The organism is Streptomyces sp. NPDC052682, assembly GCF_040678435.1.
Lineage (GTDB): Bacteria > Actinomycetota > Actinomycetes > Streptomycetales > Streptomycetaceae > Streptomyces.
The window spans coordinates 68,451-93,048 of record NZ_JBFATS010000010.1 but is presented as its reverse complement, the minus strand read 5'-3'; the positions used below and the strand labels follow the sequence as shown (position 1 = coordinate 93,048).

The window sequence follows — 24,598 nt, the reverse complement described above, 5'->3', positions numbered from 1 at the left end:
TGGAGAGTTTTAGAACCAACGCTGGACTTCTTCGCTGGCAGTGTGGCTGTGTTGTCCAGGCCGCTGTCCAAGACCGAAAAGGAGCCCTGTGCCGAATACCTCTCTCCGCAGCGCGAACGCCCCTTCCTCCGCCAACGCTGCCCGGCGCGGCCCGTTGGCCACCCCGGCGGAAGTCGCTGCCTATCTCGGGGTGCCGGTGAAAACGCTCTATCAGTGGAAGTACCGGGGCATCGGCCCCAACGTGCACAAGGTCGGCCGTCACCTCCGCTACCGCTGGTCCGAGGTGGACGCCTGGGTGAACGCCCAGTCCGCGTACGACCTCACGGCCTGAAGCCGCCCTGCCGGGACAGCGAAGCGGCTCTCCGCGAGCCACTGCCGAGAGCCGCACAGTCCCCGCCCCATCGCTCTTGAACGATCGAATCGGTGGGCCGGGCCTTGCCCGTCCGGCCCACCGGGAAGGAACGCCTATGGACGAATCTATGTCCCCCGCCTCCTCCGCCGTATCCACCACCGAGGACGACGAGCCAGGGCAGACCGGAGAAGGCGCGCAGCTGCTGGACGAGCTGCGGGAAGCCATCGCGCGGTACGTGATCCTGCCCAGTAGTGAGGCGCTGACTGCCGTCACGTTGTGGGTGGCGGCCACGCACATCCAGCCTGCCCTCCAGCACGCACCTCGCCTCGCCGTGGTCGGGCCGGCGAAGCGGTGCGGCAAGTCCCGCCTGCTGGACGTGCTCACGGAGACGGTGCGCGAGCCGCTGATCACGGTCAACACAAGCCCGGCGGTGGTCTTCCGCTCTATCGGTGACGATCCGCCCACCCTGCTTGTGGACGAGGCCGACACCATTTTCGGCAGCATCAAAGCTGCCGAGAAGAACGAGGAGCTGCGCGGCCTGCTCAACGCGGGTCACCAGCGCAATCGGCCCGCCCTGCGCATCTCAGGGCCGGAGCACAAGCCGCAGGCGTTCCCCACCTTCGCCATGGCAGCGCTCGCCGGCATCGGAGACCTGCCGGACACGGTCATGGACCGAGCTGTGGTGATCCGTATGCAGAGACGCAAGGCAGGTGAGCGGGTGGAGCAGTTCCGCTCTCGCCGCGACATCCCCGCCCTGCACGCCCTGCGTGACCGGCTGACCGCCTGGCTGCGCCCGCTAATGGACACCGCAGCCGACCTGGTACCGCCGATGCCGGTGCAGGACCGGGCCGCCGACACATGGGAACCGCTGGTGGTCGTCGCCGAACTGGCAGGCGGGCACTGGCCGGAGAGAGCACGGGCAACGTGCACAGCAATGTGCGCGGCCGAGGTCGGCCAGGACGACGAGTCCAACGTGAAGACGCGCCTGCTGAAGGACATCCGCCGCGTCTTCGCGTGCTACGGCGATCCCGACACCGTGCGCACGCGGGACCTGCTGGAGGAGCTGCTCAAGGACCAGGAGGCGCCGTGGGCGGAGTACCGCAACACCGGTCTGACCCCGCGCTACCTCGGGATCCTGCTGAAGGACTTCGGCATCCAGGCAGCCGTCCTCCGCTTCGAGGGCGGACGGCAGGCCCGGGGATTCACCCGCACACAGTTCACCGATGCCTGGGCCCGCTACTGCCCCGAGGAGCAGCCACCCGACGGCGGTGAGACCACACGTCACGGGTCGGCCGTACACCCGTAAACACCCGTCGCACACGTCGCACCGCAGGTCATCCCCGTGACGGGTCCGGCAACTGTGACGGGTCCTCCCGTATCACGCCAGGCTCCCGTACCTGCCCTGACCAGGCATGCGACGCGTGCGACGAGTCCGCCGCCCGCACTGGCAACCCCGCACCGTGCCTAGGCACCCGTCTCCCCCTGGAGTACCACGCTTGCCCTCACGCACCGCCCAAGCCCCCGTGCCGCCAGTGACCGTAGCGATCCGCCTCGGGGTCGCCCTGGTCGGCACGATCGGCTTCGCCCTCTCCTACGACGCCCTGCGGCAGATGGCCGTCGCCATCCACATCCGCGGAGTCCTCACCTACGCCTTCCCCCTCGTGATCGACGGGTTCATCGCCATCGGCGTCGCTGCCCTGCTCATCCTCCGTACCGCGCCCTGGCGTTCTCGCCTGTACGTCTGGGCACTGGTCGGCCTCGCCACCGTCACGAGCATCTGGGCGAACGCTCTGCACGCCGTCCGCCTCAACCAGCAGGCACACGCCGCCGGTCTCCATCTGGACGATGTGACCGTCGGCGCCCTGTCCGCGATAGCTCCGCTCGCCCTGGCCGGCGCGGTCCACCTCGACCTCGTCATCCGCCGCCACCCCACGAGTCTGCGCCAAGAGGCCGCCGCCGCACCGGGCCACAACACCTCTGGCCACAGCCACAACGGCACGCACAGCGCCATGCGGCCTGCCCGTTCGCAAGACGATGACGTCCTGCCGAAGGAGGCACAGAGCTCGCCCGACGTGGCCGAGCGCCCAGACGTGGCGGAGGCAGCCGCCAACGTGCCGCAGGCATCGAAGTCGCTCTCCAAAGACGAGGGCCACGAACGGGATGTCACCTTCGACGAACTCCTCGCCATCGCCCGCACCGCACCGCTGGGACGCGGGGACCGTGCCTCACGCCGCAACATCGAGGCGGCCATCCGAGCCGCTGAGTACCGCATCGGCAAGGACCGTCTCACCCAGCTCAAGGACCGAGTACAGGCCGAACTCGACCGGGCGGCCCGCCAGCGGCAGGCCGAGCCCGACACGGCCCCCGTCGGCGCGCGCTGAGGGCCGCCGCCCTACCCCGATCGACCCACTCCGCTCGTTCCCGCACAGTCCGGAGCGGGGACGAGCGGCCCACTAGGCGACACGTCCTCGCCCCTCAACACCGCACGGAGAACCCCTCAATGCACGACCCGCACCCCGAACTCGCCACCGCCGGACACAGATGATGACCACCGCCACCAGCGCAGCAAGGTATGGCGTTGGACCGTCCAAGGGTCGGTCCAACGCGGGCGCCTCCGCCCCGGGGGTGGCGGAGGACCTCGGGCACCAGGGGGTGCCTGAGGAGGTAACGCCCGGCGACGCAGCCGAGCAGTCGCCCGCCGCCCCCGCCGACGAAGTCACCCTGCGTCGCATCGCTCGCCGCCGTACCCGCGAGAGCGTCCAGCGCAAGCAACGTGTCGATGTCCGCTACAGCAGCGATGAGAAGGCCCGGATCCTTACCCGTGCCCGCAAGATGGGCATCGCCGGCGCCCACCTCGTCGGCGCAGTGATCACGGCCTACCTCGACGGTGATCTCGCCGTGGGCCTGGCCGGGCAGCGCACCCAGCTCGATGAATGCCTCGACAAGCTCGACGCCCTACGGGCCGAGGTCGCGCGCATCGGCAACAACGTCAACCAGATCGCCCACCGCCTCAACGCCGGAGGCGATCCACACCCTGTGGACGCCACCGTCCTCGCCCAGACCGAACGCACCCTGGACGCCGTCCGCGCCGCCATCAGCGACATCGCGCAGACCATGAACCACGCCGTCTCCGGGAAGGCGGCCTGGTGATCGCCAAGATCGGCAGCGGCAAGAGCACCGCCGGCCTGATCCGGTACCTGTTCGACACGAAGAAGGCCAAGGACCACAGCGACCCGCACCTGGTCGCCTCCTGGGACGGCTTCGCTCCCGACCCCGGCCGCGCCGACGACTTCGACGCCACAAAGAAGCGCCTCGTGGCCGACCTCGACCTGCGCGTCAAGCAAGCCCGCCGACTGGGCCGGGTACCCGAGCGGCACGTGTGGCACTGCTCCGTACGTGCCGCCCCCGGCGACCGGCACCTCACCGACGCCGAGTGGGCGGACATCGCGCGCCGCGTTGTGGCGGCCACCGGCATTGCGCCACAAGGCGATCCCGACGGGTGCCGGTGGGTCGCTGTACGCCACGCCGACGACCACATCCACATCGCCGCGACCAAGATCCGTGGTGACCTGCGCACCGCCCGCCACTGGAACGACTACCTGACCGCCGACAAGGAACTCGCCGCCATCGAGAAGGAATACGGCCTCAAGCAGGTCGTGCGCGGCGACCGCACCACCGCCAAGCGCCCCACCCGCGCCGAGACGGAGAAGGCCCGCCGCGCCGGCAAGACCAAGACCTCCCGCGAACGGCTGCGCACCACCGTCCGCCAACTGGTCTCCATCGCCACCAGCCCCGAGGAGTTCCTCCGCCTGCTCGACGGCGTCGAGGGCATCGTCGTCGACGTCCAGCACTTTCCCTCAGGCGACGTACGCGGGTACAAGGTCGCCGTGGAATGCGACACCAACGCCGCCGGTGAACCCGTCTGGTTCTCAGGCGCCAAACTCGCGCCCGACCTGTCCTACCTCAAGATCCGCGAGCGCCTCACCGCCATCGACGTCGCGCCCGTCACCGAGCCGGGCAGCCGACGCAAGCCCAATCCCTGGCACCAGGCCACCGCCGCGGCCGAGCGCATCCCCCACCACCTCGACCACGGCGACGACGCAACCGCCCAGGCCCACATCGCGGCCTTTGGCGAAGCCATCGACATCCTGCCGCTGCTCGCGCCCAACCACCTGCGGCCACAGCTGCAGCAGGCAGCCACCGCGTTCGAACGTGCCACCCGCTCGCGCATCCGCGCCCAGCAGGACCAGGCCCGCGCTCTCCGGGGCGCCGTCCGCGCCCTGCGCACCACGCCAGTCACCGGCGATGGCGCCGGACTGGCGATGTTCCTCGACATCGCCGTCCTCGTCGTCATCGCCGCAGCGCGCTGGCACCAGGTCCGCCGGCACGACCAGCAGGTCGCCGCCACGCACAAAGCCCTGGTCCACCTGCATGCCGCCTACCGACAGGCTGCTGCCGAGCCGCTGGCCGCTCTGGCCCAGCGCCAACCACCGGCCCGCACCATCGAACGGCACGCCCAGCGCGTCCTCGTGATGCTGCCCGATCACGCCCAGCAGATCCTCGACGACCCCGCCTGGCCCGCACTGGCCGCCGCCCTGACCGAAGCCGAGACCGCCGGCCACGACCCCGAACAGCTCCTCCAGCACGCCGCACGGCAGCGCACCCTGGACGACGCCCGCTCCACCGCCAGCACGCTCACCTGGCGCATCCAACGCCTCGCCGCCCGGCAGGCCCGCAGCGATCGAGCACGAACCGCGCGAGCCGGCACGTATGTGACACCACAACCGGCACAGCCTGGCCAGACACCGCCGAGCCCGTCACAGCCTGGGCCTGCGGAGGCCCCCGCGCGACACCGGTAATTCCGGCACTGGTGGCCTCGCGCCCGCGAGGCCACCAGTGGGTGGAAAGACACCTCTCTCGTCCGCTTCCAGCTTTCGAGTGACGGAGGGCATCACCGCGCCGTGCTGACCAGAGGCTCCAGCAACTCCAGCGCTTCGTCCCAGCGGAACCGTTCCGCCGCGCCGCCAGCCCTCGGCCGGTGCGGTTCGCATGAGCCGATCAGAACACCCATGCCCCGCAGCCGGTCCAAGCTCTGCTGGTAGGCGGGATGGGCAGCCTGGGCGGAGTTCAGGTAAGGCAGCACCACAGTCGGGATGTCCATGCCGTACGCCTCGCACAGGATGCCCAGGGCGAGGGTGTCGGAGATCCCGGCGGCCCACTTGTTGATCGTGTTGAAGGTGGCGGGAGCCACGGCGATCGCGTCCGCCGGGGGCAGGGGGCGCGGGTCTCCCGGTGAACGCCAGGCGGAACGGATGGGGTAGCCGGTCTGTGCCTCGATCGCCTTGGTGTCGATGAAGCCGAGTCCCTGCGGTGTGGCGATGACGCCGACGTCCCAGTTGGCTTCCTGGGCGGCGGTGATGAGCTTGCCGACATCTCGGGCAACACCCGCAGCGCACACGACGACGTACAGGAAGGGCTTCTTGTCCGGGGCGGTCGGCTCGGTCACGCGGGGACTCCCAGTTGGCGACTGAAGTGGTGCAGTTCCGGCAGGGTACGTCGGCGGTCGCGGGCGGCCATATCGGCGACCAGGTGGCGGACATCGGGGCGGCGGATGTCCTGGGCGGCACAGGTCTCGGCGATGCGCAGGGCCTGGTAGCCGTCGGCGAGGCGGCCCTGCTGGCTGTAGGCGCGGGCCGCCTCGACCCATAGTGCGGCGCGGCGCTCGGGGACCGGGATGTGCCGACGCATGAGGGGCCGGGCCGCCTGAAGGGCGAGGCCGGCGTCGCCGAAAGCCACCAGAGCGCTCAGCTCGTGCAGGGCGACATTGGTCGGGCTGAAGGTGGCCCAGGCGTCGGGCCGGTCGAGAGTGACGTAACGCGAGACTTCCTTCGCCTCACTGAGGAATTCCTTCGTGGCCGCGCGGTCACCGCGACTGCTGGCCGCGGTCACACCGCGCAGGAGCAGCAGTCCCACAGCGGCGAGGTACTTCGGTGAACGCCGGTCGTAGGAGCCGGTGAGCTGGTCAGCGGTGTGCCGAACCAGGGTGACGGCCTCTGTGGCGTGCTTCTCGCGGACCAGAACGTGGGCCTGGACACGGACGCTGGAGGCGAGGACCACCGGATCCCCCGAGCGTTCGGCCTCGGCCATCGCCCGGCCGACGGCGAGCCATGCGTTGCCTTGGTCGTGCTGCTTGAGCAGCAGGCTCGTCGTCGTCTGGTACGCCGTGGCCAGGAGCCGGGACACCGTGTCCCTGTCCGTCGCATCACCGGACGCCAGTCGCAGGTCGGCGATCAGGCTCGGGAGGGTGCGCTCCAACTCCGTGTAGTGGCAGGTGTGGAAGAGCCTCAGTGCTGATCCGACGCGTTCGTACAGGACGACCGTGTCCTGTGGGCCACCGGTGCCCGCGGGGCCGGGACCGGGCAGGAGGGCCTGGACGAGGGCGGTGCGCGAGGCCGAAGAGCCGGCCGGGGCCGCGAGCGCTGCGATGCTCGCGGAGAGGAAGGTGCGGCGGTGCATGTCGTCAGCTTCTTGATCGGCGGCGGAGACGTCCTGAGATGGGGCGAGGCCCAACTCATGAGGCGGGATGTTCAGTTCCTGCGCGATGGCGCGTAGTACGCGGATGTCCTCCGTGCCGCGACCGCTCTCCAGACGGCTCACCTTGGACTGGTGATACCCGAGCGCTGCGGCCACGTCGTGCTGTGAACGCCGCTGTAACACCCGCGCCCGCCGGATCCGTTCTCCGATCCGTCTCGCTTCCCCATGCGCGTCGGCCATCTGCCACGGCTCCCTCCGCCGTCGCTGATCCTGCCTGCTCAATCGAGCATAGATCAGCCGTAGTTGGCGGTGATGCAGCTCCTGCATAAGTCATGCAGCGCCCGCGTCAGGGCTCACCACTCACGGCGACGGACTGGTTGCTTGGTGTGGCCCCACCTACACCGGGAGGCCGCTCATGGAAGCGCACCAGCTCGCTCTCTCCCTGCCCGCGACGCCCGCCGCAGCAAGCCAGGCCCGGCACCAGGCCGTGGACGCGATAGCTGGCTGGGACGCGGGACTGGGCACCGAGGTGGTGCACACGGCCGAACTGCTGGTCAGCGAGCTCGTCACCAACGCGGTCCAGTACTCCGGTGCCGGATCCGTCTCGCTCGCGGTCTGTCTCGACGAGGCCGTCCTGCGGATCGAGGTCTGCGACACGAGCCCGGTCCTGCCCCAGCCGGCTCTGTCCGACGCGGACAGCGAGGGCGGCCGGGGCCTGTTCCTCGTCGCCGCTCTCGCCGACCGGTACCACGCCGAGCCGACCGAGACCGGCAAGCGCTGCTGGGCCGAAATCGATCTGACCAGCAAACCCAGCCAGGAAGTCGCCTGTTTCCTCCCTCTCCAGAGGAGTTGATGATGACAACCACCCACGCCCCCGGCGTGGCCGCCGAGGTGATCGCCGTACGCCCCGGGCCGCCGCTCGCCGGCACCGTGAGCGTCGACGGCTCCAAGAACGCCGCTCTGCCGCTCCTGGCCGCCGCGGCGGCCCTCGGTCGGCCGGTCCGATTGAGCAACGTCCCGGACAGCACGGACGTCCAGATCATGCTCACTCTGTTGCAACAGGCGGGCTGGCATGTCACGCAGCCCGTCGGCGAACCGACCACTTACGTGATCCTGCCGACGGAGGCATCTCACCGGCTGCCCGATCTGGCGCAGGCAGCCCAGATCCGCGCCTCGTACTACCTCGTCCCCGCCCTGCTCGCGCGTTACGGCCAGGCGCGGCTGCCCTGGCCGGGCGGCTGCCGGATCGGTGCGCGCGGGATGGAGCTGCACTTCAACGTGTACGAGGCGTTCGGCGACCGGAGCCGACAGGACAGCTCCGGATACGGCATCGAGGCCCTCACCTCTCACACCGGCACCGTCTCCATCGCACTGCCCTTCCGCTCTCGCGGTGCGACCGTGGCCGCGACATTGCGCGCCCTCACAACCGGCCGGCCTTTACGGCTGGGTCAGCCCAATCTCTCGCCCGAAGTCCTGAGCGTGCTCGACGCCCTGAGTTCGGTGGGCTGGGAGACGCGGGCCGGCGAACATGTACTCACTCTCTCGCCGCCCTCCTCGTCGCCGACTGCCCCCGCTGCCTGGACCGTGCCCGGAGACAAGATCGAGGCAGCCACGCTGGCCTGCGCGATCGCCGCGACGCGCGGTACTGCCCGCATCGACGGCGTGCAGGGCAAGGACGTAGGCCCGTTCGTGGCTGCCCTTCATCAGCTCGGCATCCCCGCAGACGCGGAGCCGGGTGGCCTTACTGTCCGCGCGCATGAGACAGCCCCCACTGGTCGTCCCCTGCGAGCCATCGCCTCTCTGAGCCCGGCGGGCCTCGACGCCGACTTCGAACCACCGCTCATGGCACTCGCCCTCGGACTGCCCGGCACGCATCTGTTCGCCGACGCCATCAATCCCGGCCGCCACGGCAACCTGCTGCCGCAGCTGACCCGCCTGGGCGCCGACATCGAGGAGATCTCCCCCACCGAATGCCGCCTGACCGGTCCCCAGCAGCTGACGGGCGCGGGCGTCGAAGCCACCGACATCCGCACCGGGTCCGCCCTCATGGTCGTCGGCCTCACAGCCCGAGGCGTCACCACCATCGGCGGCCTCGACCAGCTGCGCCGCGGACACGCCGACCTGTCCGGCAAGCTGCGCACCCTGGGCGCCGACATCTGCGAGGTCACCCCATGACCAGCGATGGCCGCGTCCTCCGCCAGATCGTTGCCACGACCGACGTGCATTCCGCTTTCGACAACGCCGCGCCGTTCCTGACTCACCTCCACGCGCTACGCCCGACCTCGCTCATCGTGGACTGCGGCGACTTCTTCGAAGGCAGTGGGTACTACCGCCTCGGTCGCGGCACGATCGAGCGGAAGATCCTGCTCGGGCTCTACGACGTGCTGGCCCCTGGCAACCATGGCTGGCCCCACCACTTCGAACCCGACCTTCACCGGCGCACTGTCTGCGCCAACGCCATCGATGCCAACACTGGCGACGCTCTCTTCCGCCGCCTGCACATCGCCGATATCGATGGACGGCGCGTCGGCGTAACCGCCGTGATCGGTCAACAAGCCTTCCACTCGATCCCGGCCGCCCAACGAGCCGGCCACTGCGTCACCGATCCCCTCCAGGCCCTGCGCGAGGTGATTCTCGCCCACCACCATGACGTGGACAGCTGGGTCCTGCTCAGCCACTCCGGCTTCGACGAAGACCGGAAACTCGCGGCGGCCTGTCCGTTCCTCGACGTGGTCTTCGCCGGGCACTGCCACAGCGATCAATATGGGCCGGTCCGAGTCGACGGCACCCTGGTCGTCAAGGGCCGGGAGCTCGCCGAAGGCTATGCGATCGCCACGCCCGTGGGCGCGGGATGGGGCGCGGGCACTACATCCTTCCCGGATCAGCTCCCGAGCTTCGTCCCCGCGGAGCTTGCGGGCCTGCGCTCACGCATCGAGGACGTCAGACAGCAGCTGGCCGCCGTCCTCGGCCCCATCAGGCTGGCCTACCGCCACCAGCCCCTCGACCGGCGCAACCTGCTCCTGGACCTCGCCGCCCGCCTGCGTAAGGCACTCGGGGCAGACGCGGTCATCCTCAACGAGACGGCACTGCGCGCTGTCCCCCTCGGCGACACCCTCACCCAGGGCCACCTGCTCTCCATCGAACCGTTCGCCAACCAGCTGGTGCACGCCCACGTACCTGAGCCGGCACGCAGCGACCTCCCCGGCTGGCTGTCACATCTGAGCACCCAGACCGGCCCGCTCGTCACCGCCCCCGATCCCTTGCCGGATGCCGTCACCACCGTGCTGACCACCGACTACCTCGGCGACACCTACCTCGGCGAGCGCACGCACGAGGCCGGCCTGCGTCTGGACCAGGCAGTCCAACACGTCCTCACCACTACCGACACCGCGGAAGGAGGCAGGCAATGATCCTCACCGGCCCGGAGATCACCGCTGCCGCTCATGACGGCCGCCTCCGCATCACCCCGTTCGCCGCCGATCAGGTCAACCCCAACAGCTACAACGTGCGTCTGGGCCCCACCCTGATCACCTACACGGCCCCCGTCTTGGACCCCTATCGGCCCAACCCCACTCACGAAACCAGCATCGGCCCGGACGGCCACATCCTCCAGCCGGGCGAGCTCTACCTCGGCCACACCCTCGAAGAGGTCGGCTCCGACACCTTCGTCCCGCTGCTGTTCGGCCGCTCCTCCGTCGGCCGCCTCGGCCTGTTCGTCGAGATCACCGCCCCCATCGGCGACATCGGCTTCCACGGCCAGTGGACGCTCATGCTCGCCCCGATCCGACCGCTGCGCGTGTACGCCGGCATGAAGGTCGGGCAGATCATGTTCTTCGTCTCCACCGGCGCCATCGACCTCTACCGCGGCAAGTACCAGGCCGCTGCAGGACCGCAACCCTCCGCGTACTGGCGAGACCTCGCCCGACTCCGGGCGGTGGCATCGTGATCCTCACCGGCCCCGCCATCGCGGCCGCCGTCCAGGCCGGCGAGATCACCATCGACCCGTACGAGCCCAGCCGCGTCTCCCCCAACGCCTACGACTGGCGCCTCGGCAACACCATCCGCGTCTGCGACGGCGACCTCGACGCCGCAATGCCCACCACCTTCACCGAGCAGGCCATCCCCAACGCCGGCCTGGTGCTGCGCCCTGGCCTGCTGTACCTGGGCATCACGCTGGAGCGGACCGGTTCGGAGACGTACGCGCAGATGCTCAACGGCGACCGCACCACCGGCTCCCTGGGCATCTGGGTCCACGTGTCGGCTCCGCTCGGACACCAGGGCCATGCGATCCGCTGGACGCTGGAGATCCGCGCCGCCCGACCTGTGCGCGTGTATCCGGGCATGACCTTCGGCAAGCTCGTCTTCCTCACCACCTTCGGCGCACCGGCCAGCTACCAGCAACAGCCCGCCAAGTACGCATCTACGGAAGGCATCGACATCTCACGCCTCTACGAGGAGATCAACGGAGGAATGCGGTGAACGCCAGCTCGGCCACCGACCCGATGGCCGCCACCTTCCTGGATCTCCCCGTCGGAAGCCCCGGCGGCAGCGTCGAGCTCTTCCTCGACCTCTACACCGGCCAGCAGCCCCTCATCCCGGCCCGCGCCTTCATGCTCACGCCACCTGGTCACGCTCCCCGGCCGCCCGTCGGACTCAACCTGCTCCCCGTGGCAGGCAAATGCCTGGAAGGAACGGCCTTCAGCCGCTACGTCGCCACCCTGCGCAGAGCGCTCACGGCCGCGGTCGATGCCACACAGATCGACGTCCTCCACTTGCAGCACCTCGCGTTCGGCGCCACACCAGCCCTCATCCGCGCGCTGCCCGCACATCCCCGGATCGCCCTCGTCCACGGCACGGACCTGCTCTTCGCCGAGACACACCGAGACCAGCTCCAAGTGCTGCGCGAAACAGCCAGGGCCGCCCACGCCATCGTGGTCCCCACCAACGCAATGGCCGACCGCCTCCTCAAACTCGCCCCGCAGATCGAACGCCGCAAGATCACCCACATCTCCTGGGGCATCCCCGACCACCTGCTCACCGATCCGCCAGCCCGACCACTGCGCACATCCACCAGCCACCTTCGGCTCCTGTACGCAGGACGCCTGACCGCCGAGAAGGGTGCCGAGGCCCTGATCAAGAGCCTGGCTCCGGTGGTCGGCGTCGAGTTGAGCGTGGCGGCGCCCAGAGCCCAGTTCCACGCGCTGGCCCCGCTGCTGCAACGAGCTGGCGTACGAGTGCGCTACCTCGGCTGGCTCCGCCGCCCACAGCTGTGGAAAGCCTTCACCGAACACGACGTACTGGTCATGCCGTCCACCACCCTGGAAGCCATGGGACTGGTCGCGCTGGAAGCCCAGGCATGCGGACTCCCAGTCCTCTACCAGCCCGTACCCGGCCTCAGCGAAGCCCTCGCCGCATCCGGCATGGCCACCGACTTCACCCACTCCGCCGCACTCGCGCACGACCTCGACCGGCTGAGAAAGACACCCGGGCTGATGACCGCCCTGCGCCAGGCGGGCTACGCAAACGCGGCACGCTATCCCCTCTCGGCGACCGCACGATTGCTGACCGACCTCGGCCGACAGCTCACCTGAACCGACCGCCAGACGACCCGACACGTCACTACCCGAACCGCTCCACGAACGTCACTACGCTGACCGACGGGACACCCCCGGCGAAGAGGGAGACCATGACGTACGACCGCGACCGCATCGAAGCCCTGCTCGACGAGGGAGTCCGCGACAAGGTGTACCCCGGCGCCGTGTGGGCCCTCGGCAACGCCACCGGCACCCTCGGCCGGGGCACCACCGGCGTCCTCGACCCCGACGAGCCGGAGGTGCCGATGCGCACCGACACCGTCTTCGACGCCGCCAGCCTCACCAAGATCCTGGCCGTCTGGTCCTCCATCGGGGCCCTGTGGGAGGACGGCACCCTCGACCTCGACCAGCCGCTCGGCAGCTTCTGGCAGGAGGTCACTGGGCACCCACTCGGAGCCGTCACCGCCCGGCAGCTGCTGACGCACACCGCCGGCGTCCCACTGCGGGCGCAGCTGAAGAACCTCTACGGCACCGACCCCCACGAGATTCGCCGAGGCGTCCTCCAAGAACAACTTCATCGGACACCCGGAGAAGCCGTCGAGTACACCGACCGGGCCGCCCTCATCCTCGGCTACCTCGCCGAACACCTCTCGGGCCGCCCCTTGGACCAGCTGGCCACCGCCCGCACCTGGCACCCCCTAGGCATGACCGGCACCCGCTTCGGCCCCCTGCCCGCCGACCTCGCCGCCCGCTGCGCCCCCACCGAACTCGACCAGGACACCGACACCCACCTCAAGGGAGTCGCCCACGACTTCTCAGCCCGCCTCCTGGGCGGCGTCTGCGGCATCGCCGGCGTCTTCACCGTCCTCGACGACCTCGCCACCTTCCTCCAGTACATGCTCGCCCCCGCGGCGTCACAGCTCCGGGCTGATTTCGGCATCGAGTGGATCAACAAGTCCCTGGCCATCGAGACGGGGCAGCTCCAGCCCGCTCGCGGCCTGTTCTGGCACCCCGCTCCTGGTACCACCATCGAGGAGGACGTCTGGGTCCACTACGGCTTCACCGGCACGGGCATGTGGATCTCCCCCACCAAGGACCGCTGGGCGGTGCTCCTGACCAACAAGCTTTACTACACAAGGGATCGTGGGCCATTGACCGAGGTTCGCAACACCTTCCGCGAACTCGCCTTCAATTGATGTTTCAAAAAGGGGCCCAGCCCCATCCGACGTCCACCACCCGGTGTTGAGCGCAACGCTGCCCACCCGCCTGCTAGACGGCTGACCTTACTCGGACAGCGGTCATCGCCGGTGTCCGAAGGTAAGTGGACACACAGTGCGTTGCAGCTGAGACCGAACGAGCGCTGCCAATGCGACGGAGTTAACCGAATCGGCTCCGGTGGCCCACCCATTTCGTCCGCTTTAGCGTGGAATGCACCGCTCTTCAGATAGGGGTGATGTCAGTGCCATAGGGAAGACTCTGGATGTGGGGGAGGGAGACTCATGACTGACCAGCAAAATGGCTCTGACCAGCGCATACCTGCTCCGAACGGTTGCCGATGGTGTGGGCTTGAGGCGCGGGAGCATGCGCAGCGCTGGAAGCCTCCGGTGGGGTGGCACAAGTGGGAACCGCCGACATTGGAACAACGCAAGGAACGCATGCTCGCACGGCGGCGGCGCCGCAGCGGTACCAGTGAGACCAGGTCAGCGCTGCGCGCTCTTACCCTGCGGCCAGCTTTCTGATCTCGCCGAAGATCTCCCGCAGCTGTGCGGGCACCTCATCAGGGCTGGTGAGCGTGCTCACCAGCCCGAACATCATGTCGGGTTTGCCGCTGGGCCCGCTCGTGCTGTCATTGCGGAGCATGTTCAGCACTTCCTTACTGAACTTCTTGCCGCGCTGAGCGGTGAAGTCGTCCTTGGTCCACGGCTCGCCGCCCTTCGGCCAGAGTTCGTTGGCGGTCGCGGCCCACAGATCGTCCGGGAACAGTTCCTCAAGCTCATTGAAGGCGTCCGGCTCGCCCACGAAACGGACAACGTCGCTGAAAGCACTGCCGAAGAACTGCTGGAGTCGGGCTTCCTTGAAGAGCCCCTTGGGCAAGGTGCGGCTGTCGGCGTCCACCATGAGCATCACGGAGCGACCATGCGCGACCAGATAGTGAGCGAGGTGCAGGGCCCCCTCATTGTTGAAGCACGCCCACAAGGCGATGCCGGCCGACTGGAGAGACTGGCCCTCCGACAGTCGGAACAGCATGGGGATCACCCGCTGTTCGGTGTCACCCTCGACAGCCAGAAAGCAACGCTCATGCAGTAGAACGGAGTTTCGAAGACCGACCGCCGCGGCCATGCGCCCCAGGTGCACGTCGATGCCGTCGTGGGTGTCGGCCCCCAGCCGCTCGATCACCGTCCGTCCGCGCTCCAGTCGCAGATGCACGACGTCAGCAATATCGACACCGTCGATGAGGTTCATGGAGTGGGTGGCGACGATTACGTTCACATGGGGCAGCGCGCTCTGGTCACGGATGAGCTGCATGATCTTGCGCTGGTGCCCGTAGTCGAGGTGTGTGTCCGGCTCGTCGTAGATCACAATCGTCTGCACCGGAGGCGGGACATCTTCGGCGGCCTCAGGGTCAGCTGAGGAGTCGACGTCGGCGAACTCCTCGCGCGTGAGCAGTTGGCTGTTCCACTCCCAGATCGCCAGGGAGATACGTCGTGCGCTACCTAGGCCGGAACGATCCAGGCCCACGGTCTCGCCCTTCGTACGGGCGATTCGCAGCGGCGCACCCCGGAAACCGTGAGTGAACGAGACCACAGGCTCGACATCAACGTCTGTGAGGTCGTCGCAACGACTCTGAATGTGCTCGCACAGAGACCGGGCATCGTCCTGAAGTCGCTCTTTGATCCCGGCCTCGATCGACTGCAACTGGCCCTCAAGCGTGGGGTCCGCCATATGGGCCTGGTAGCGGCCCATCAGCGCGGTCTTCACCGCAGCGTCGGGATCGGCCGACTTCCCGTCGAATGGCATCAGCCGGGGCATGCGGCGCTCCATCTCCTTCGGAGCAGGAACCCAGCCCGACGCCGAGGCGTGAGCCATGCCGTACCTGCAGAGGGCTGGCTCGATGTCGCCGCGTTTTATGGACGACAGCTCAGGGAGCAACTGCTTGGCGAGGGCTCTCACCTCGTTGAGGGACAGCTTGGAAGGGTCACGCAGTCGTTCGTCGTCCGCGAGCGGCGCCCAGCACTCAAGGACGGGGTCCTCACCGTTGACAGCGCGCCGCCGTACGCGCAACTCCTCGGTCGGGAAGCCGAACGTTTGCAACTCCCAAAGGTCGAGGGTGAACTGTCCCTCCACCCATGTGGTCGAACACCGCAGGAGAGGCGCCGAGTCATCGACGTCCACGCCATCCGAAGCGTCGAGCTCGTACGTACGATCGTCCTCGGTCAACTGCTCATTGCCCACAAGGAACGCCAGCGCGGCAAGCACCGCGCTCTTACCGCCGTCGTTCTGGCCGGCGAGGATGGTAGGTGTGCTGACCGGAATGTCACGGACGTCCTTGAGGGATCGGAATCCGCACACGGTGAAGCTGTGCAGGTGCACCGTTCTCAGCCGCTCCGTTCCCTAGCGCCTCGGGGCAGACGCAAGCCACCAGGGGCGCCTCGCCCCAGACATCGACCTGGGCAACAGCCAACCCAGGCGCATCATCTTATGTCTTGTGGAGATAGCCTGTTGGCGCTGTGAACGGATCTGACCGATTCAGACCGACACCGCACGAAGCCTGCCTGCCTCGGGCTCAATATCACGGCTCACGGGGCCTTCATCGCCCCCGAACCGCACCACGCCCGCGTCCTGTTCTCAGGCATGCAGCCGTCCTGAGCAGTGTCCACACGTGTGCGGGCAGGCCCGTCTACGATCAGCCGCCATGGACTGGCTGGAGCGGATAGCGAAGCTGAGGCAGTGGACCAGGAGCGGTACCCGCGCTCCGCACAAGCCGCTGCTGCTCCTGTACGCCCTCGGCCGGTTCCAGGATGATGCCGACAGCGGCCTGCAATACACCGCAGTGGAACAGGACCTGCAGCGCCTCCTGACCGAGTACGGCCCACCCAACAAGACGACACCCGCCTATCCCTTCCACCACCTGGTGAGCGACGGCGTATGGGAAGTGCGCACCGATCGCGGACCGGGAAGCCCTGGAAGCGGAATACGGGACCTCCGGGAGACGGGCGCCACCGGGCAGCTCGCGCCGGACTTGAGAGCGGCGCTGCGACGCGAACCAGACCTGCTCGGCAGAATGGCGCGATTGCTGCTCGACCTGCACTTCCCACCCTCCCTGCACCGAGAACTGTGCGAAGCCGTCGGCCTGGAACTGGAGCCGGCGGAGGCCGAGCAACTCTCGCCCGTACACAGACAGCGGGACCGGAGGATGCGGGAGCTGGTGCTGACCGCCTACGAGTACCGGTGCGCCTTCTGCGGATACGACGGCAGGATCGGCGCGGTGCCCGTCGGGCTGGAGGCCGCCCACGTGCGCTGGTGGGCGTTCGGAGGACCCGACGAGATCGAGAACGGGCTATGCCTGTGCTCGCTGCACCACAAGCTCTTCGACAAGGGCGTCCTCGGCCTGGGAGACGACCAACGCATCCTGGTGTCACAACGCTTCGTTGGCCACAGCCCCGCCGCCCGCGACCACGTCATAGCTCTCGCGGGCCGCCCACTCATCGGCCCCCAGCCGGGTGCTCGCCCTGTTGCCGCAGTTCACTGCGACTGGCACGCCCGACAGGTCTTCCACGGCGAACCGCGCCCTGCCACTGCCTGAACGCTGCTGCGCCCACAATCAACTGTTCAGAGAGTGGCCCTCACTTGCAGCGCTACTTTCATCATATGATGCCGAATCAGTCACGGAATATTTTGTGCTACTGTCTTGAGGTCTGATACGAGGTGGTGTCGTGTATGGCGATCACTGAGCTGCAGGCGCAGCCCGGGATGCTCGTGCTGGCGCGCGAGTCCCGCGGGCTGACGCAGGCTGAGGTCGCCGCGGCTATGACCAAGGTGTCGCCAGGCGGCGCCACGCCGGTTTCCCAGGGCTACGTAAGCCGAGCCGAGGCTGGTCGTCTCGTCGTCACACATGAGCGTCTTGAGCTGTACGCTGCCGCGCTTGGCTACCCTCCTGAGTTGCTGTGCCTGGATCCGCAGGTCAGCGGCATCGGGGTGGGCCTGGTCCACCACCGCAAGAAAGCAGCTCTGACTGCCTCCGCTCTGCGACGCGTGCACGCCCATGTGGCGCTCTCACGGATTCAGCTGAACGGCCTGGCGTCCGCAGCGGCATTGCCGCCAGTCTCACATCGCTTCTTCAGGGTCCCACTGGATGACCTCACCACCCCGAAGGACGCTGCCCGGCGAGTCCGCAGGGAGTGGAGCGTGGCCCCCGGTCCGGTACCCGACATGGTCGCGGTGCTGGAGAATGCCGGCGCACTGGTGATCACCCGCGACCTGGACAGCGACCTGTTGGACGCCGTAAGCCAGTGGGAAGCGGGCGGGCGTCCTCTGCTCCTGGTCAACACCCGGGCACCGGGCGACCGACGTCGCTTCAGCATCGCGCACGAGCTGGGTCACCTGGTGATGCATGACGAGCCGGGCACAGGGTCCACGCAGGAGAAGCAGGCCGACGCCTTCGCTGCCGAGTTCCTGATGCCTGCCTCCGATATCCGGCAGGCGTTCTCCGGCGGCGTCGATCTGGCCAAGCTGATGGAGCTGAAGCGGGTTTGGGGTGTCTCCATGAGCGCGCTGCTGCGCCGTGCCCAAACGCTCAACGCCGTCAGCGAGTGGCAGTACCGCACCCTGGTGATCGAGATGTCAGCGCTCGGCTACCGGACCGCAGAGCCTGTTGATGTCCTCCCTGAGCAGCCGCAGCGCCTCGTTGCCCTTGTCAACACCTTGCTGACCGACCGCCAGATGACTCTGGAGGATGCGGCTGCCTGCGCGCACCTGCTTCCTGAAGACTTCCAGCGCCTGTACGTCGAGGGCGCCGGTTCATCATCATTCCCGGCCTTCCGAAGGTGACCATGACCGACCGTTCCGCCCCGCTGCCTCGTCCGCGCTCCGATCTGACCGAGCCTCCCGACGCTGCGGGTGCGCCAGACCGGCCGGACAGCCTGAACGGTCTGCAGGGCCGCATGCTGATTCAGGTCAGCGCCGCCCGGCTCGGCTACGTCCAGGGGCAGGTCGACCCGGTACGCAGTGGGCTCATCCTGTGTGGCACCGACGCCGTGAAGAAGGCCGGCGCCCTGCGATACAGGGAGGGCTACGCCGCTCCACTCCTGATCGACCCAGCGGTGTACGAGGTCAGCGCCGCGACCGAGGAGAACCCCTTCCCCTACGACGTCGAGCCCACGCTCTTCCTCGACGATCCCCTGGAACTGTCTCTGGCCGAGCAGCGGGACGCCGGAGCAACGCTCCCCATGACCCCCACCGGCTACATCAGGGCCGAGGACTCCGATGCCCTCCGGGCCGCCGTGACCCGTGTCCTGGAACTCGACGACCCAGAGGTGATCTTCGCCGCTCCGGTGGATGTCTCCTGGCTACGCGACGAGGAATCGACCCGCCAGCTCATCGCCTACCTGCGGATGGTCAAGGGGCCGAAGGCCATCATGCTGGGCGGACAGATGGACCCCCTGGCGCGTTACGCCAAGGCCGTAAGCCATCTCAAGCAGGTCATCGAGGAAGTCCCCGGGGCTGCCCTGCTACGCACGGATCTCGCGGCGTTCGGCGCGCTGGCCTTCGGTGCCGCCTTCACAGCCTTCGGCGCCAGCAGCCGCTACCGGCACGTCGTCGCCCCCGGCGAAAAAGCGCAGACCAACAAGAGCATCCCCGTCCAGTCACCGCACGTTCTCTTCCCCGACCTGATGGCCTTCTTCCTGGGTGAGTCGATCGCCAAGCGTTACGGTGGCGCCGAAGCTCCGGTCTGCTTCTGCTCGGCCTGTGTCGGCAAGCTCGCACTGGACGCCTTCACAAGCAACCGCGGCGAGCTTCCTGCCGCAGCGGCGGCACACAACGTCGCGGTCCTCATGGAGTGGCTGCGTGCCCTGACTTCGGTCAAGCCCGGCACAGCACGCCAGCAGTGGTGGTTCGACCGCTGCCGTAAAGCTCTCGATCAGTACGAACTGATCAACACGTCCATCAGGCAGCCGAAGGCGTTCAAGCCTCCGGCGCAGCTCGATCGATGGGCGTTGACCGCTCCCGAAACCGCCAAGACACCGGCTCAGACAGCCGCCGCCGAGCGTAGGCGCTGATACACATCCTCGACGAACCACCAGGCCGCAGCGGTGTGCCGGGGCGGTCTGTAGTCCTCCGGCTCCAATACCAGCTCGACCTCGTCTCCAGAGGCGACGAACACGCCGATGCCGTAGAAGTCGGCCTCGACGAGGACCTCATCCAGTCGGGCTGGAAGACGGTCCAAGAGCATGGCCCGGCGGCAGAAGGGAGCAAATTGGCCCGCTCGCTCAAGGCCCTGGCGCCACCCGGAAGCGCGAACCACAGCAAGATCCACCTGCAGGGGCCGCACGGCACGTCGGGTGACCGTCTTCCGGTCTCGCTCCACCGCTCCCGACGGCAGCCCTCGCACCGCCCGCCGCGCCGGCGAGTCCAGCGATTGCAGCGGAACAGGAACGCCCACCGGGAGTGTCAGCAGGCACTCAAGATCGGGCAGCTTATCCACTCGGGCGGCGGAGACTTCCTCGCGCCGCGCATGCTCGCCCTCGTTCAGACGGTAGAAGCACAGCGCCTCGGTCCCGAAGACAGAAACAGTTCGGGCCTGCCCGCCCGGCTCCAGCAAGGCGCGAGAAGCCTCCCGCACAGAACCGCCCGTCAGGGAACTCGCCAAGGTCACCATGGCCCCCACCCTGCCTCACTGGGATTCGACCGCATGCAGCGGCCCCGCGTTCATCCAAGCCGTATGCGTACGGGTACACCCACCAAACAGCTCAAGACGCCTCGCGGACACTGCCCGACTGGGATCCTTCTCCGCATCACTGCCCTCATCACGGCGCCCTAGGCGCGAAAGCTGGGCCTGAACGCGCCTCCCCAGCCACGTCCCCGGAGGGCACATCCAGGGCACATGAGCCTGGGAAACGGCGTTGACCCGTGAGAACTACCGAGACGAGTTCCCGCAGGTCAACGCACGTTTCACCGAGAATGCACAGGTCACAACCCCGCCTCTTCCAATCGCTGCACGAGTGGCAGGACTTCTCGCATCGCCTGCATGAGGCGGGGCATCAGCCTTATTGCCTTGTGTGGCCCTGAGCTGGGGTCTTTTGCGGATCGGGCGGGGCCTTCGGGTCCCGCCCTCGCCATGTGCCCTGCCGGCGGCGGCGCTCCGCAGAGCACGGGGCGTGCTGACCACTTCCGGCAAAGTCGATCACTGACAGGAAAGCTACTGACAGGTCCCGTCACCACGTACTGATTCATGGGACCTTTCTGGGAGTTACACGTGTCATATCGGCCGCCACTTTGTCGCCCCGCCATACCCAAAACAGTGACTCGGCCGCTAGATTGACGCCCAAGCCTCCGCAAAGAAGTCGGGCAGAACCCGCAATCTCACGGAGGCAGTCATCCCACCTAAGCCTTCACAAGGCGTTCTTCGGGTGCCCCCAACCGCAGCGGCTGAGTTCGCTGCTTCTCCCTTTCTCACGCCATGTCTTCCGGCGTCCCCCCTCCCATAACTGGAAAGCGCACGTAAGTGATGAGATCCCTGAAGCGTTTCGGCCCCGGGCTGGCCATCTCGACTCTGACGATCGTGTTGAGCACGCCCGGTCTGGCCGCCGCCGACGAGGCGACCAACGACACGGACACCACGTACTACATCTCGCTCGGTGACTCCCTGGCCACCGGCTACCAGCCGGACGTCGACAAGGACACCGACGCCGCCTACACCGACCAGCTCTACGCGCGGCTCAAGCAGCACACTCCCGGACTGAAGCACATACGCCTCGGCTGCACCGGTGAGACCACCGAGTCTTTGATCAGCGGCGGAAAGTGCGCCTACCCGAACGCCAAGTCCCAACTGGACGCCGCCCTGAAGGCCCTGGCCCAGCACCACGGCAAGGTCGCCTACGTGACCCTCAGCGTGGGCGCGAACGACATCCAGGCATGCGTCGGCCCGGCCGGCAGCCTCGACGGGGCGTGCCTGAACAGCGCGAGCCAGACCATGGGGAAGAACCTCGCCCGGATCACGGGCGCGCTTCGCCAGGCGGGCACGACGAACACCCAGTTCGTGGGCTCGACGTACTACAACCCCTTCCTGGCGGCCTGGCTGCTGGGTGCTCAGGGGCAGCAGGCCGCCAGGGAGTCGGCACCCCTGATCGAGGCCGGCAACACGGGCATCGGCCAGGTGTACAAGTCCACCGGCTTCAAGGTGGCGGACGTGGCCGGGGCGTTCTCCTCCCAGGACTTCACCACCATGGTGAACGTGCCCGGCGCGGGCGAGGTGCCGGCGAACGTGGCCAAGATCTGTCAGCTGACGTGGGCGTGCACGCCGAAGAAGGACCCCCACCCCAACGCCGACGGCCATCAGGTGATCGCGGGCGTCTTCGCCGCGGTGCTCGCCAAGAACGACGCGCCCGCGCCGGGCGCGTCCCCGGCCCCCAGCGAGTCGGCCCCGTCCGGTGCGGGCGAGTCCCCGACACCCGGCCAGTCCGCCACGCCCGGGTCCGGTACGGACACGGGGGCGAACGCCCCGACCACGAACGGGAATCTCGCCGAGACCGGCGCGTCGAGCAACGCTCCCGTCCTCGCGGGTGCCGGTCTCGCGGTCGTGGTGGCCGGCACCGCCGCGGTCTACTTCGCGCGCAGGCGCCGTGCGGGTGAAGAGGGCTGACGGGCAGTCACTGGGTCGGACTTGAGCAGCAGGCCGCTCGCGGTGTCGCGGGTGGCCTGCTCGCCTCGGCCACGGACGGGGGAGCAGGCGCCTCCGATCGTGTTCGCTCGATCGCTGCTCCGACGACGGCTTCGGGGCAACTCCCTGCCAGGCAGCTTCCTGGCCCGACCGGAAGCGGACAGCAGGTGTGTCGTGGTGGTTGTCTCTTCTCAGCGGCCGGGAACGCGGGGGACGCGGACCGGCCCGGGGGAGCTGAAAGCACATCTGGCTCCATGCGCATCGTCGCAACGACACTGCCTCACGCATGGAATGGAGACCAGCCATGAACCGCATCATCAACCGCTGTACCGCGGGCGCCGCCCTGGCCACGGCCGTACTGGCCACCCTCGCCTGGGCCACGCCCGCCCAGGCCGCCGACCGCCCTGCGCAGGAGACGGCGGCCTCGACTCAGGACTTCACCTGGCAGCCGCCGTCGCCGATCGGTGCACTCGCCCCGGTCACCGGGCAGCTGCCGCACCTCCCCGGCCTGCCCGGCGACTTCACCTGGTCCCCGCTGCCGGCCCACGGGCCCGAGGACTTCACCTGGTCCCCGCTGCCCGAGGACCACCGGGGCGACTCGCGGTGAGCATCGGTGGTCCGCGGGCCGGGTCCGCCTGTCAGATCCACTGCCGGCGGGTGGCCTGCACCCCGGCCTCGAAGCGGCTGGACGCGCCGAGCCGTTCCATCAGCTCGGCCATGATCCGCCGTTCGGTGCGCACGCCGATGCCGAGGGCCCGCGCCACCGCCTCGTCGGTGAGGCCGGTGGCCAGCAGCTGGAGCAGCTTGCGTTCCTGCGGGGTGAGCCCGTGCGGGTCGTCCGCGGGGGACGGCTCCTGATGGAAGGGGGTCGCGTGCTCCCAGTACGCCTCGAACAGCGCCCGCATGGCGAGCACCACGGGCCGGCTGTGGAACAGCAGGGCCGCGGGACCCGTCTGGCCGGGCAGGTTGGCCACGATCGCCGCGGTGGTGTCGATGATCAGCAGCCGCATCGGCAGGGTCGGCGACGTACGTATCTCGCTGTTGTGCTCCGCCATCCACTGGGCGTGCGCCTTGGTCACGCGGTCGTTGACGGCGCTGTCCAGGTAGATCGAACGGAACCGGACACCCCGGGCCAGCGCCCGCTCGTTCAGCGGCCGGGACGCGTCGATCGCCTCCTTGGTCAGGCCGCCCACGGGATGGAAGACGAGGGACTCCTGTTGGCACGATTCCGCGAGCGCCTCCAGCCGGATGCGGATCTCGTCGACGTTGTCGAGCTGTTCGGTGCCGTCCGAGCCGGACCCGCCTGACGCCGTGTACTCGGCGGCGAGAGCGGCCAGCGCCGCCCGGTTCTGCTCGATGCGTTGCTGCCGCCAGGCCAGTTCGTCCTGTTCCCGCTGGAGCAGGACCTTCAGGCCGAGCGACGGGTTGACGGCACGCAGCGTCCCGGGCAAGTCCCGGGAGGGGGCGAGCAACGCCAGGTCGGACAGCCGCACGAGGGCCTTGTCCACGTCACCGGGGGCGATGCGGAGGAGTTCGGCGAGCTTGTCCGGATCGTGTTCCTTGTGGAACAGGATCGCGCGGTACACCGCGAGGGTCTGCTGATCGAGTGGCGCAACCTCTTCCACGTGGTGTTTCCCCCTTCAACCACATGTGTGAGCCGAACCATCGCGCTCGGTCGGGCGCGGTCACGGCGGGACGGGGGACCCGGCGAGCGCCCCCATGAATCGTTCACATATTGGCCACGTTACCCGTTCAGGAGTTCCGGTGTCGCACACAGTCGCTCGTGTACTTCCGCCTTTGCACGGCTGTGTCGTCCTTGTCGTCGATGCCACCACCGGGGCCGGCCGTCGTGTCACCAGTCAGCTGTGTGCGCTCGGGGCCGCGGTGGCGGTGGTGGGCGCGGGACACCCGGGGCGCGACGGCGACGCAGCCACCAACGCGGCGTTCCTGTGCAAGGAACTGGCCGGTATCGGGCTGGTCGCCCTGCCGTACCAGGCCGATGTGGAACGGCCGGAGTCCTTCCGGGCGCTGCCCGGCCAGATCGCCGCCGACCTCGGGCCGGTGACCGCCAGTGTCGTGGTCATCCCGTCCGAACCCGGCAGCGAGGGGCTGACCGCCAGCTTCCGTGCCCTGTCGGACGCGGTCGCCGCGTCCCTGCCGGCCGGTGCCGAGCACATCGAGGTCGACACCGGCCTCGACGGCGTCAGCCACGAGAAGGCGGCCCAGGCGGTGGTGGAGCGGCTGACCCGGCTGAACGACCGCCGCCACAGCTGCTGAAGGTCCGCCCACTGAATGGTTTCC

The 24,598-nt window shown here is 68.5% G+C and carries 23 protein-coding genes; 18 read left to right on the top strand and 5 right to left on the bottom strand.

Annotation, left to right across the window (positions count from 1 at the left end):
• Positions 1-88 precede the first annotated feature (88 nt).
• The 5 genes from AB0K80_RS17580 to AB0K80_RS17560 all read left to right on the top strand — a co-directional run bounded on the left by AB0K80_RS17580 (position 89) and on the right by AB0K80_RS17560 (position 5,211).
• Entirely contained in the window at positions 89-331 is a 243-nt protein-coding gene (locus tag AB0K80_RS17580; protein WP_365670470.1) for a helix-turn-helix domain-containing protein, read from the top strand.
• A 136-nt stretch (positions 332-467) separates the two neighbouring features.
• The gene (locus AB0K80_RS17575; protein ID WP_365670468.1) at positions 468-1,658 is read left to right on the top strand and encodes a DUF3631 domain-containing protein; all 1,191 of its coding nucleotides are present in this window, start codon (positions 468-470) and stop codon (positions 1,656-1,658) included.
• A 217-nt stretch (positions 1,659-1,875) separates the two neighbouring features.
• Positions 1,876-2,733 carry a DUF2637 domain-containing protein gene (locus AB0K80_RS17570; protein WP_365670823.1) on the top strand — a complete coding sequence of 286 codons (858 nt, stop codon included), beginning with the start codon at positions 1,876-1,878 and terminating at the stop codon, positions 2,731-2,733.
• A 271-nt stretch (positions 2,734-3,004) separates the two neighbouring features.
• The gene (locus AB0K80_RS17565; RefSeq protein WP_365670466.1) at positions 3,005-3,502 is read left to right on the top strand and encodes a MobC family plasmid mobilization relaxosome protein; all 498 of its coding nucleotides are present in this window, start codon (positions 3,005-3,007) and stop codon (positions 3,500-3,502) included.
• Complete coding sequence (locus AB0K80_RS17560; protein WP_365670464.1) at positions 3,499-5,211, top strand: relaxase/mobilization nuclease domain-containing protein; 1,713 nt, start codon at positions 3,499-3,501, stop codon at positions 5,209-5,211. Before AB0K80_RS17565 ends, AB0K80_RS17560 begins: the two co-directional genes overlap by 4 nt.
• 92 nt (positions 5,212-5,303) lie before the next feature.
• On the opposite strand, the gene AB0K80_RS17555 is transcribed toward AB0K80_RS17560, so the two are convergent.
• Positions 5,304-5,858 carry a flavoprotein gene (locus AB0K80_RS17555; protein ID WP_344016007.1) on the bottom strand — a complete coding sequence of 185 codons (555 nt, stop codon included), beginning with the start codon at positions 5,856-5,858 and terminating at the stop codon, positions 5,304-5,306.
• The gene (locus AB0K80_RS17550) at positions 5,855-7,126 is read right to left on the bottom strand and encodes a helix-turn-helix transcriptional regulator (RefSeq protein WP_365670462.1); all 1,272 of its coding nucleotides are present in this window, start codon (positions 7,124-7,126) and stop codon (positions 5,855-5,857) included. Before AB0K80_RS17550 ends, AB0K80_RS17555 begins: the two co-directional genes overlap by 4 nt.
• Before the next feature lie 175 nt (positions 7,127-7,301).
• On the opposite strand from AB0K80_RS17550, the gene AB0K80_RS17545 reads away from it, so the two are divergent.
• The 7 genes from AB0K80_RS17545 to AB0K80_RS17515 all read left to right on the top strand — a co-directional run bounded on the left by AB0K80_RS17545 (position 7,302) and on the right by AB0K80_RS17515 (position 13,616).
• On the top strand, positions 7,302-7,739 hold the full coding sequence (locus tag AB0K80_RS17545; RefSeq protein WP_365670460.1) for an ATP-binding protein: 438 nt from the start codon (positions 7,302-7,304) through the stop codon (positions 7,737-7,739).
• A gap of 2 nt (positions 7,740-7,741) precedes the next feature.
• The gene (locus AB0K80_RS17540; RefSeq protein ID WP_365670458.1) at positions 7,742-9,061 is read left to right on the top strand and encodes a UDP-N-acetylglucosamine 1-carboxyvinyltransferase; all 1,320 of its coding nucleotides are present in this window, start codon (positions 7,742-7,744) and stop codon (positions 9,059-9,061) included.
• Positions 9,058-10,296 (top strand): bifunctional metallophosphatase/5'-nucleotidase, encoded by a 1,239-nt coding sequence (locus AB0K80_RS17535; RefSeq protein WP_365670456.1) that lies wholly within the window; start codon positions 9,058-9,060, stop codon positions 10,294-10,296. Before AB0K80_RS17540 ends, AB0K80_RS17535 begins: the two co-directional genes overlap by 4 nt.
• Positions 10,293-10,832, top strand: coding sequence for a dCTP deaminase (gene dcd / locus AB0K80_RS17530; protein WP_365670454.1), 540 nt, complete (start codon positions 10,293-10,295; stop codon positions 10,830-10,832). The genes AB0K80_RS17535 and dcd overlap by 4 nt, the downstream gene beginning before the upstream one ends.
• Entirely contained in the window at positions 10,829-11,365 is a 537-nt protein-coding gene (locus AB0K80_RS17525) for a deoxycytidine triphosphate deaminase (protein ID WP_365670452.1), read from the top strand. The genes dcd and AB0K80_RS17525 overlap by 4 nt, the downstream gene beginning before the upstream one ends.
• 23 nt (positions 11,366-11,388) lie before the next feature.
• Positions 11,389-12,477, top strand: coding sequence for a glycosyltransferase family 4 protein (locus AB0K80_RS17520; protein WP_365670820.1), 1,089 nt, complete (start codon positions 11,389-11,391; stop codon positions 12,475-12,477).
• Between the two features lie 95 nt (positions 12,478-12,572).
• Positions 12,573-13,616 (top strand): serine hydrolase domain-containing protein, encoded by a 1,044-nt coding sequence (locus tag AB0K80_RS17515; RefSeq protein ID WP_365670450.1) that lies wholly within the window; start codon positions 12,573-12,575, stop codon positions 13,614-13,616.
• A 520-nt stretch (positions 13,617-14,136) separates the two neighbouring features.
• Here the strand turns inward: AB0K80_RS17515 and AB0K80_RS17510 are convergent.
• On the bottom strand, positions 14,137-16,011 hold the full coding sequence (locus tag AB0K80_RS17510; protein ID WP_365670448.1) for a TOPRIM nucleotidyl transferase/hydrolase domain-containing protein: 1,875 nt from the start codon (positions 16,009-16,011) through the stop codon (positions 14,137-14,139).
• A gap of 322 nt (positions 16,012-16,333) precedes the next feature.
• Between AB0K80_RS17510 and AB0K80_RS17505 the strand changes: the two genes are divergently transcribed.
• The 3 genes from AB0K80_RS17505 (at position 16,334) to AB0K80_RS17495 (ending at position 19,697) form a co-directional block, all read left to right on the top strand.
• Entirely contained in the window at positions 16,334-17,224 is an 891-nt protein-coding gene (locus AB0K80_RS17505) for a phosphorothioated DNA-binding restriction endonuclease (protein ID WP_365670446.1), read from the top strand.
• A gap of 134 nt (positions 17,225-17,358) precedes the next feature.
• The gene (locus tag AB0K80_RS17500; protein WP_365670445.1) at positions 17,359-18,468 is read left to right on the top strand and encodes an ImmA/IrrE family metallo-endopeptidase; all 1,110 of its coding nucleotides are present in this window, start codon (positions 17,359-17,361) and stop codon (positions 18,466-18,468) included.
• A gap of 2 nt (positions 18,469-18,470) precedes the next feature.
• Entirely contained in the window at positions 18,471-19,697 is a 1,227-nt protein-coding gene (locus AB0K80_RS17495) for a hypothetical protein (protein WP_365670443.1), read from the top strand.
• On the opposite strand, the gene AB0K80_RS17490 is transcribed toward AB0K80_RS17495, so the two are convergent.
• Entirely contained in the window at positions 19,667-20,296 is a 630-nt protein-coding gene (locus tag AB0K80_RS17490) for a hypothetical protein (RefSeq protein WP_143655927.1), read from the bottom strand. The two genes, AB0K80_RS17495 and AB0K80_RS17490, sit on opposite strands and share 31 nt — an antisense overlap.
• A gap of 894 nt (positions 20,297-21,190) precedes the next feature.
• On the opposite strand from AB0K80_RS17490, the gene AB0K80_RS17485 reads away from it, so the two are divergent.
• Complete coding sequence (locus tag AB0K80_RS17485; protein ID WP_365670817.1) at positions 21,191-22,279, top strand: SGNH/GDSL hydrolase family protein; 1,089 nt, start codon at positions 21,191-21,193, stop codon at positions 22,277-22,279.
• A gap of 322 nt (positions 22,280-22,601) precedes the next feature.
• Positions 22,602-22,904, top strand: coding sequence for a hypothetical protein (locus AB0K80_RS17480; RefSeq protein ID WP_365670441.1), 303 nt, complete (start codon positions 22,602-22,604; stop codon positions 22,902-22,904).
• 31 nt (positions 22,905-22,935) lie between these two features.
• On the opposite strand, the gene AB0K80_RS17475 is transcribed toward AB0K80_RS17480, so the two are convergent.
• Complete coding sequence (locus AB0K80_RS17475) at positions 22,936-23,922, bottom strand: helix-turn-helix transcriptional regulator (protein ID WP_365670438.1); 987 nt, start codon at positions 23,920-23,922, stop codon at positions 22,936-22,938.
• 268 nt (positions 23,923-24,190) lie between these two features.
• Between AB0K80_RS17475 and AB0K80_RS17470 the strand changes: the two genes are divergently transcribed.
• Positions 24,191-24,574 (top strand): hypothetical protein, encoded by a 384-nt coding sequence (locus AB0K80_RS17470; protein ID WP_365670436.1) that lies wholly within the window; start codon positions 24,191-24,193, stop codon positions 24,572-24,574.
• The last annotated feature ends 24 nt before the right edge of the window (positions 24,575-24,598 follow it).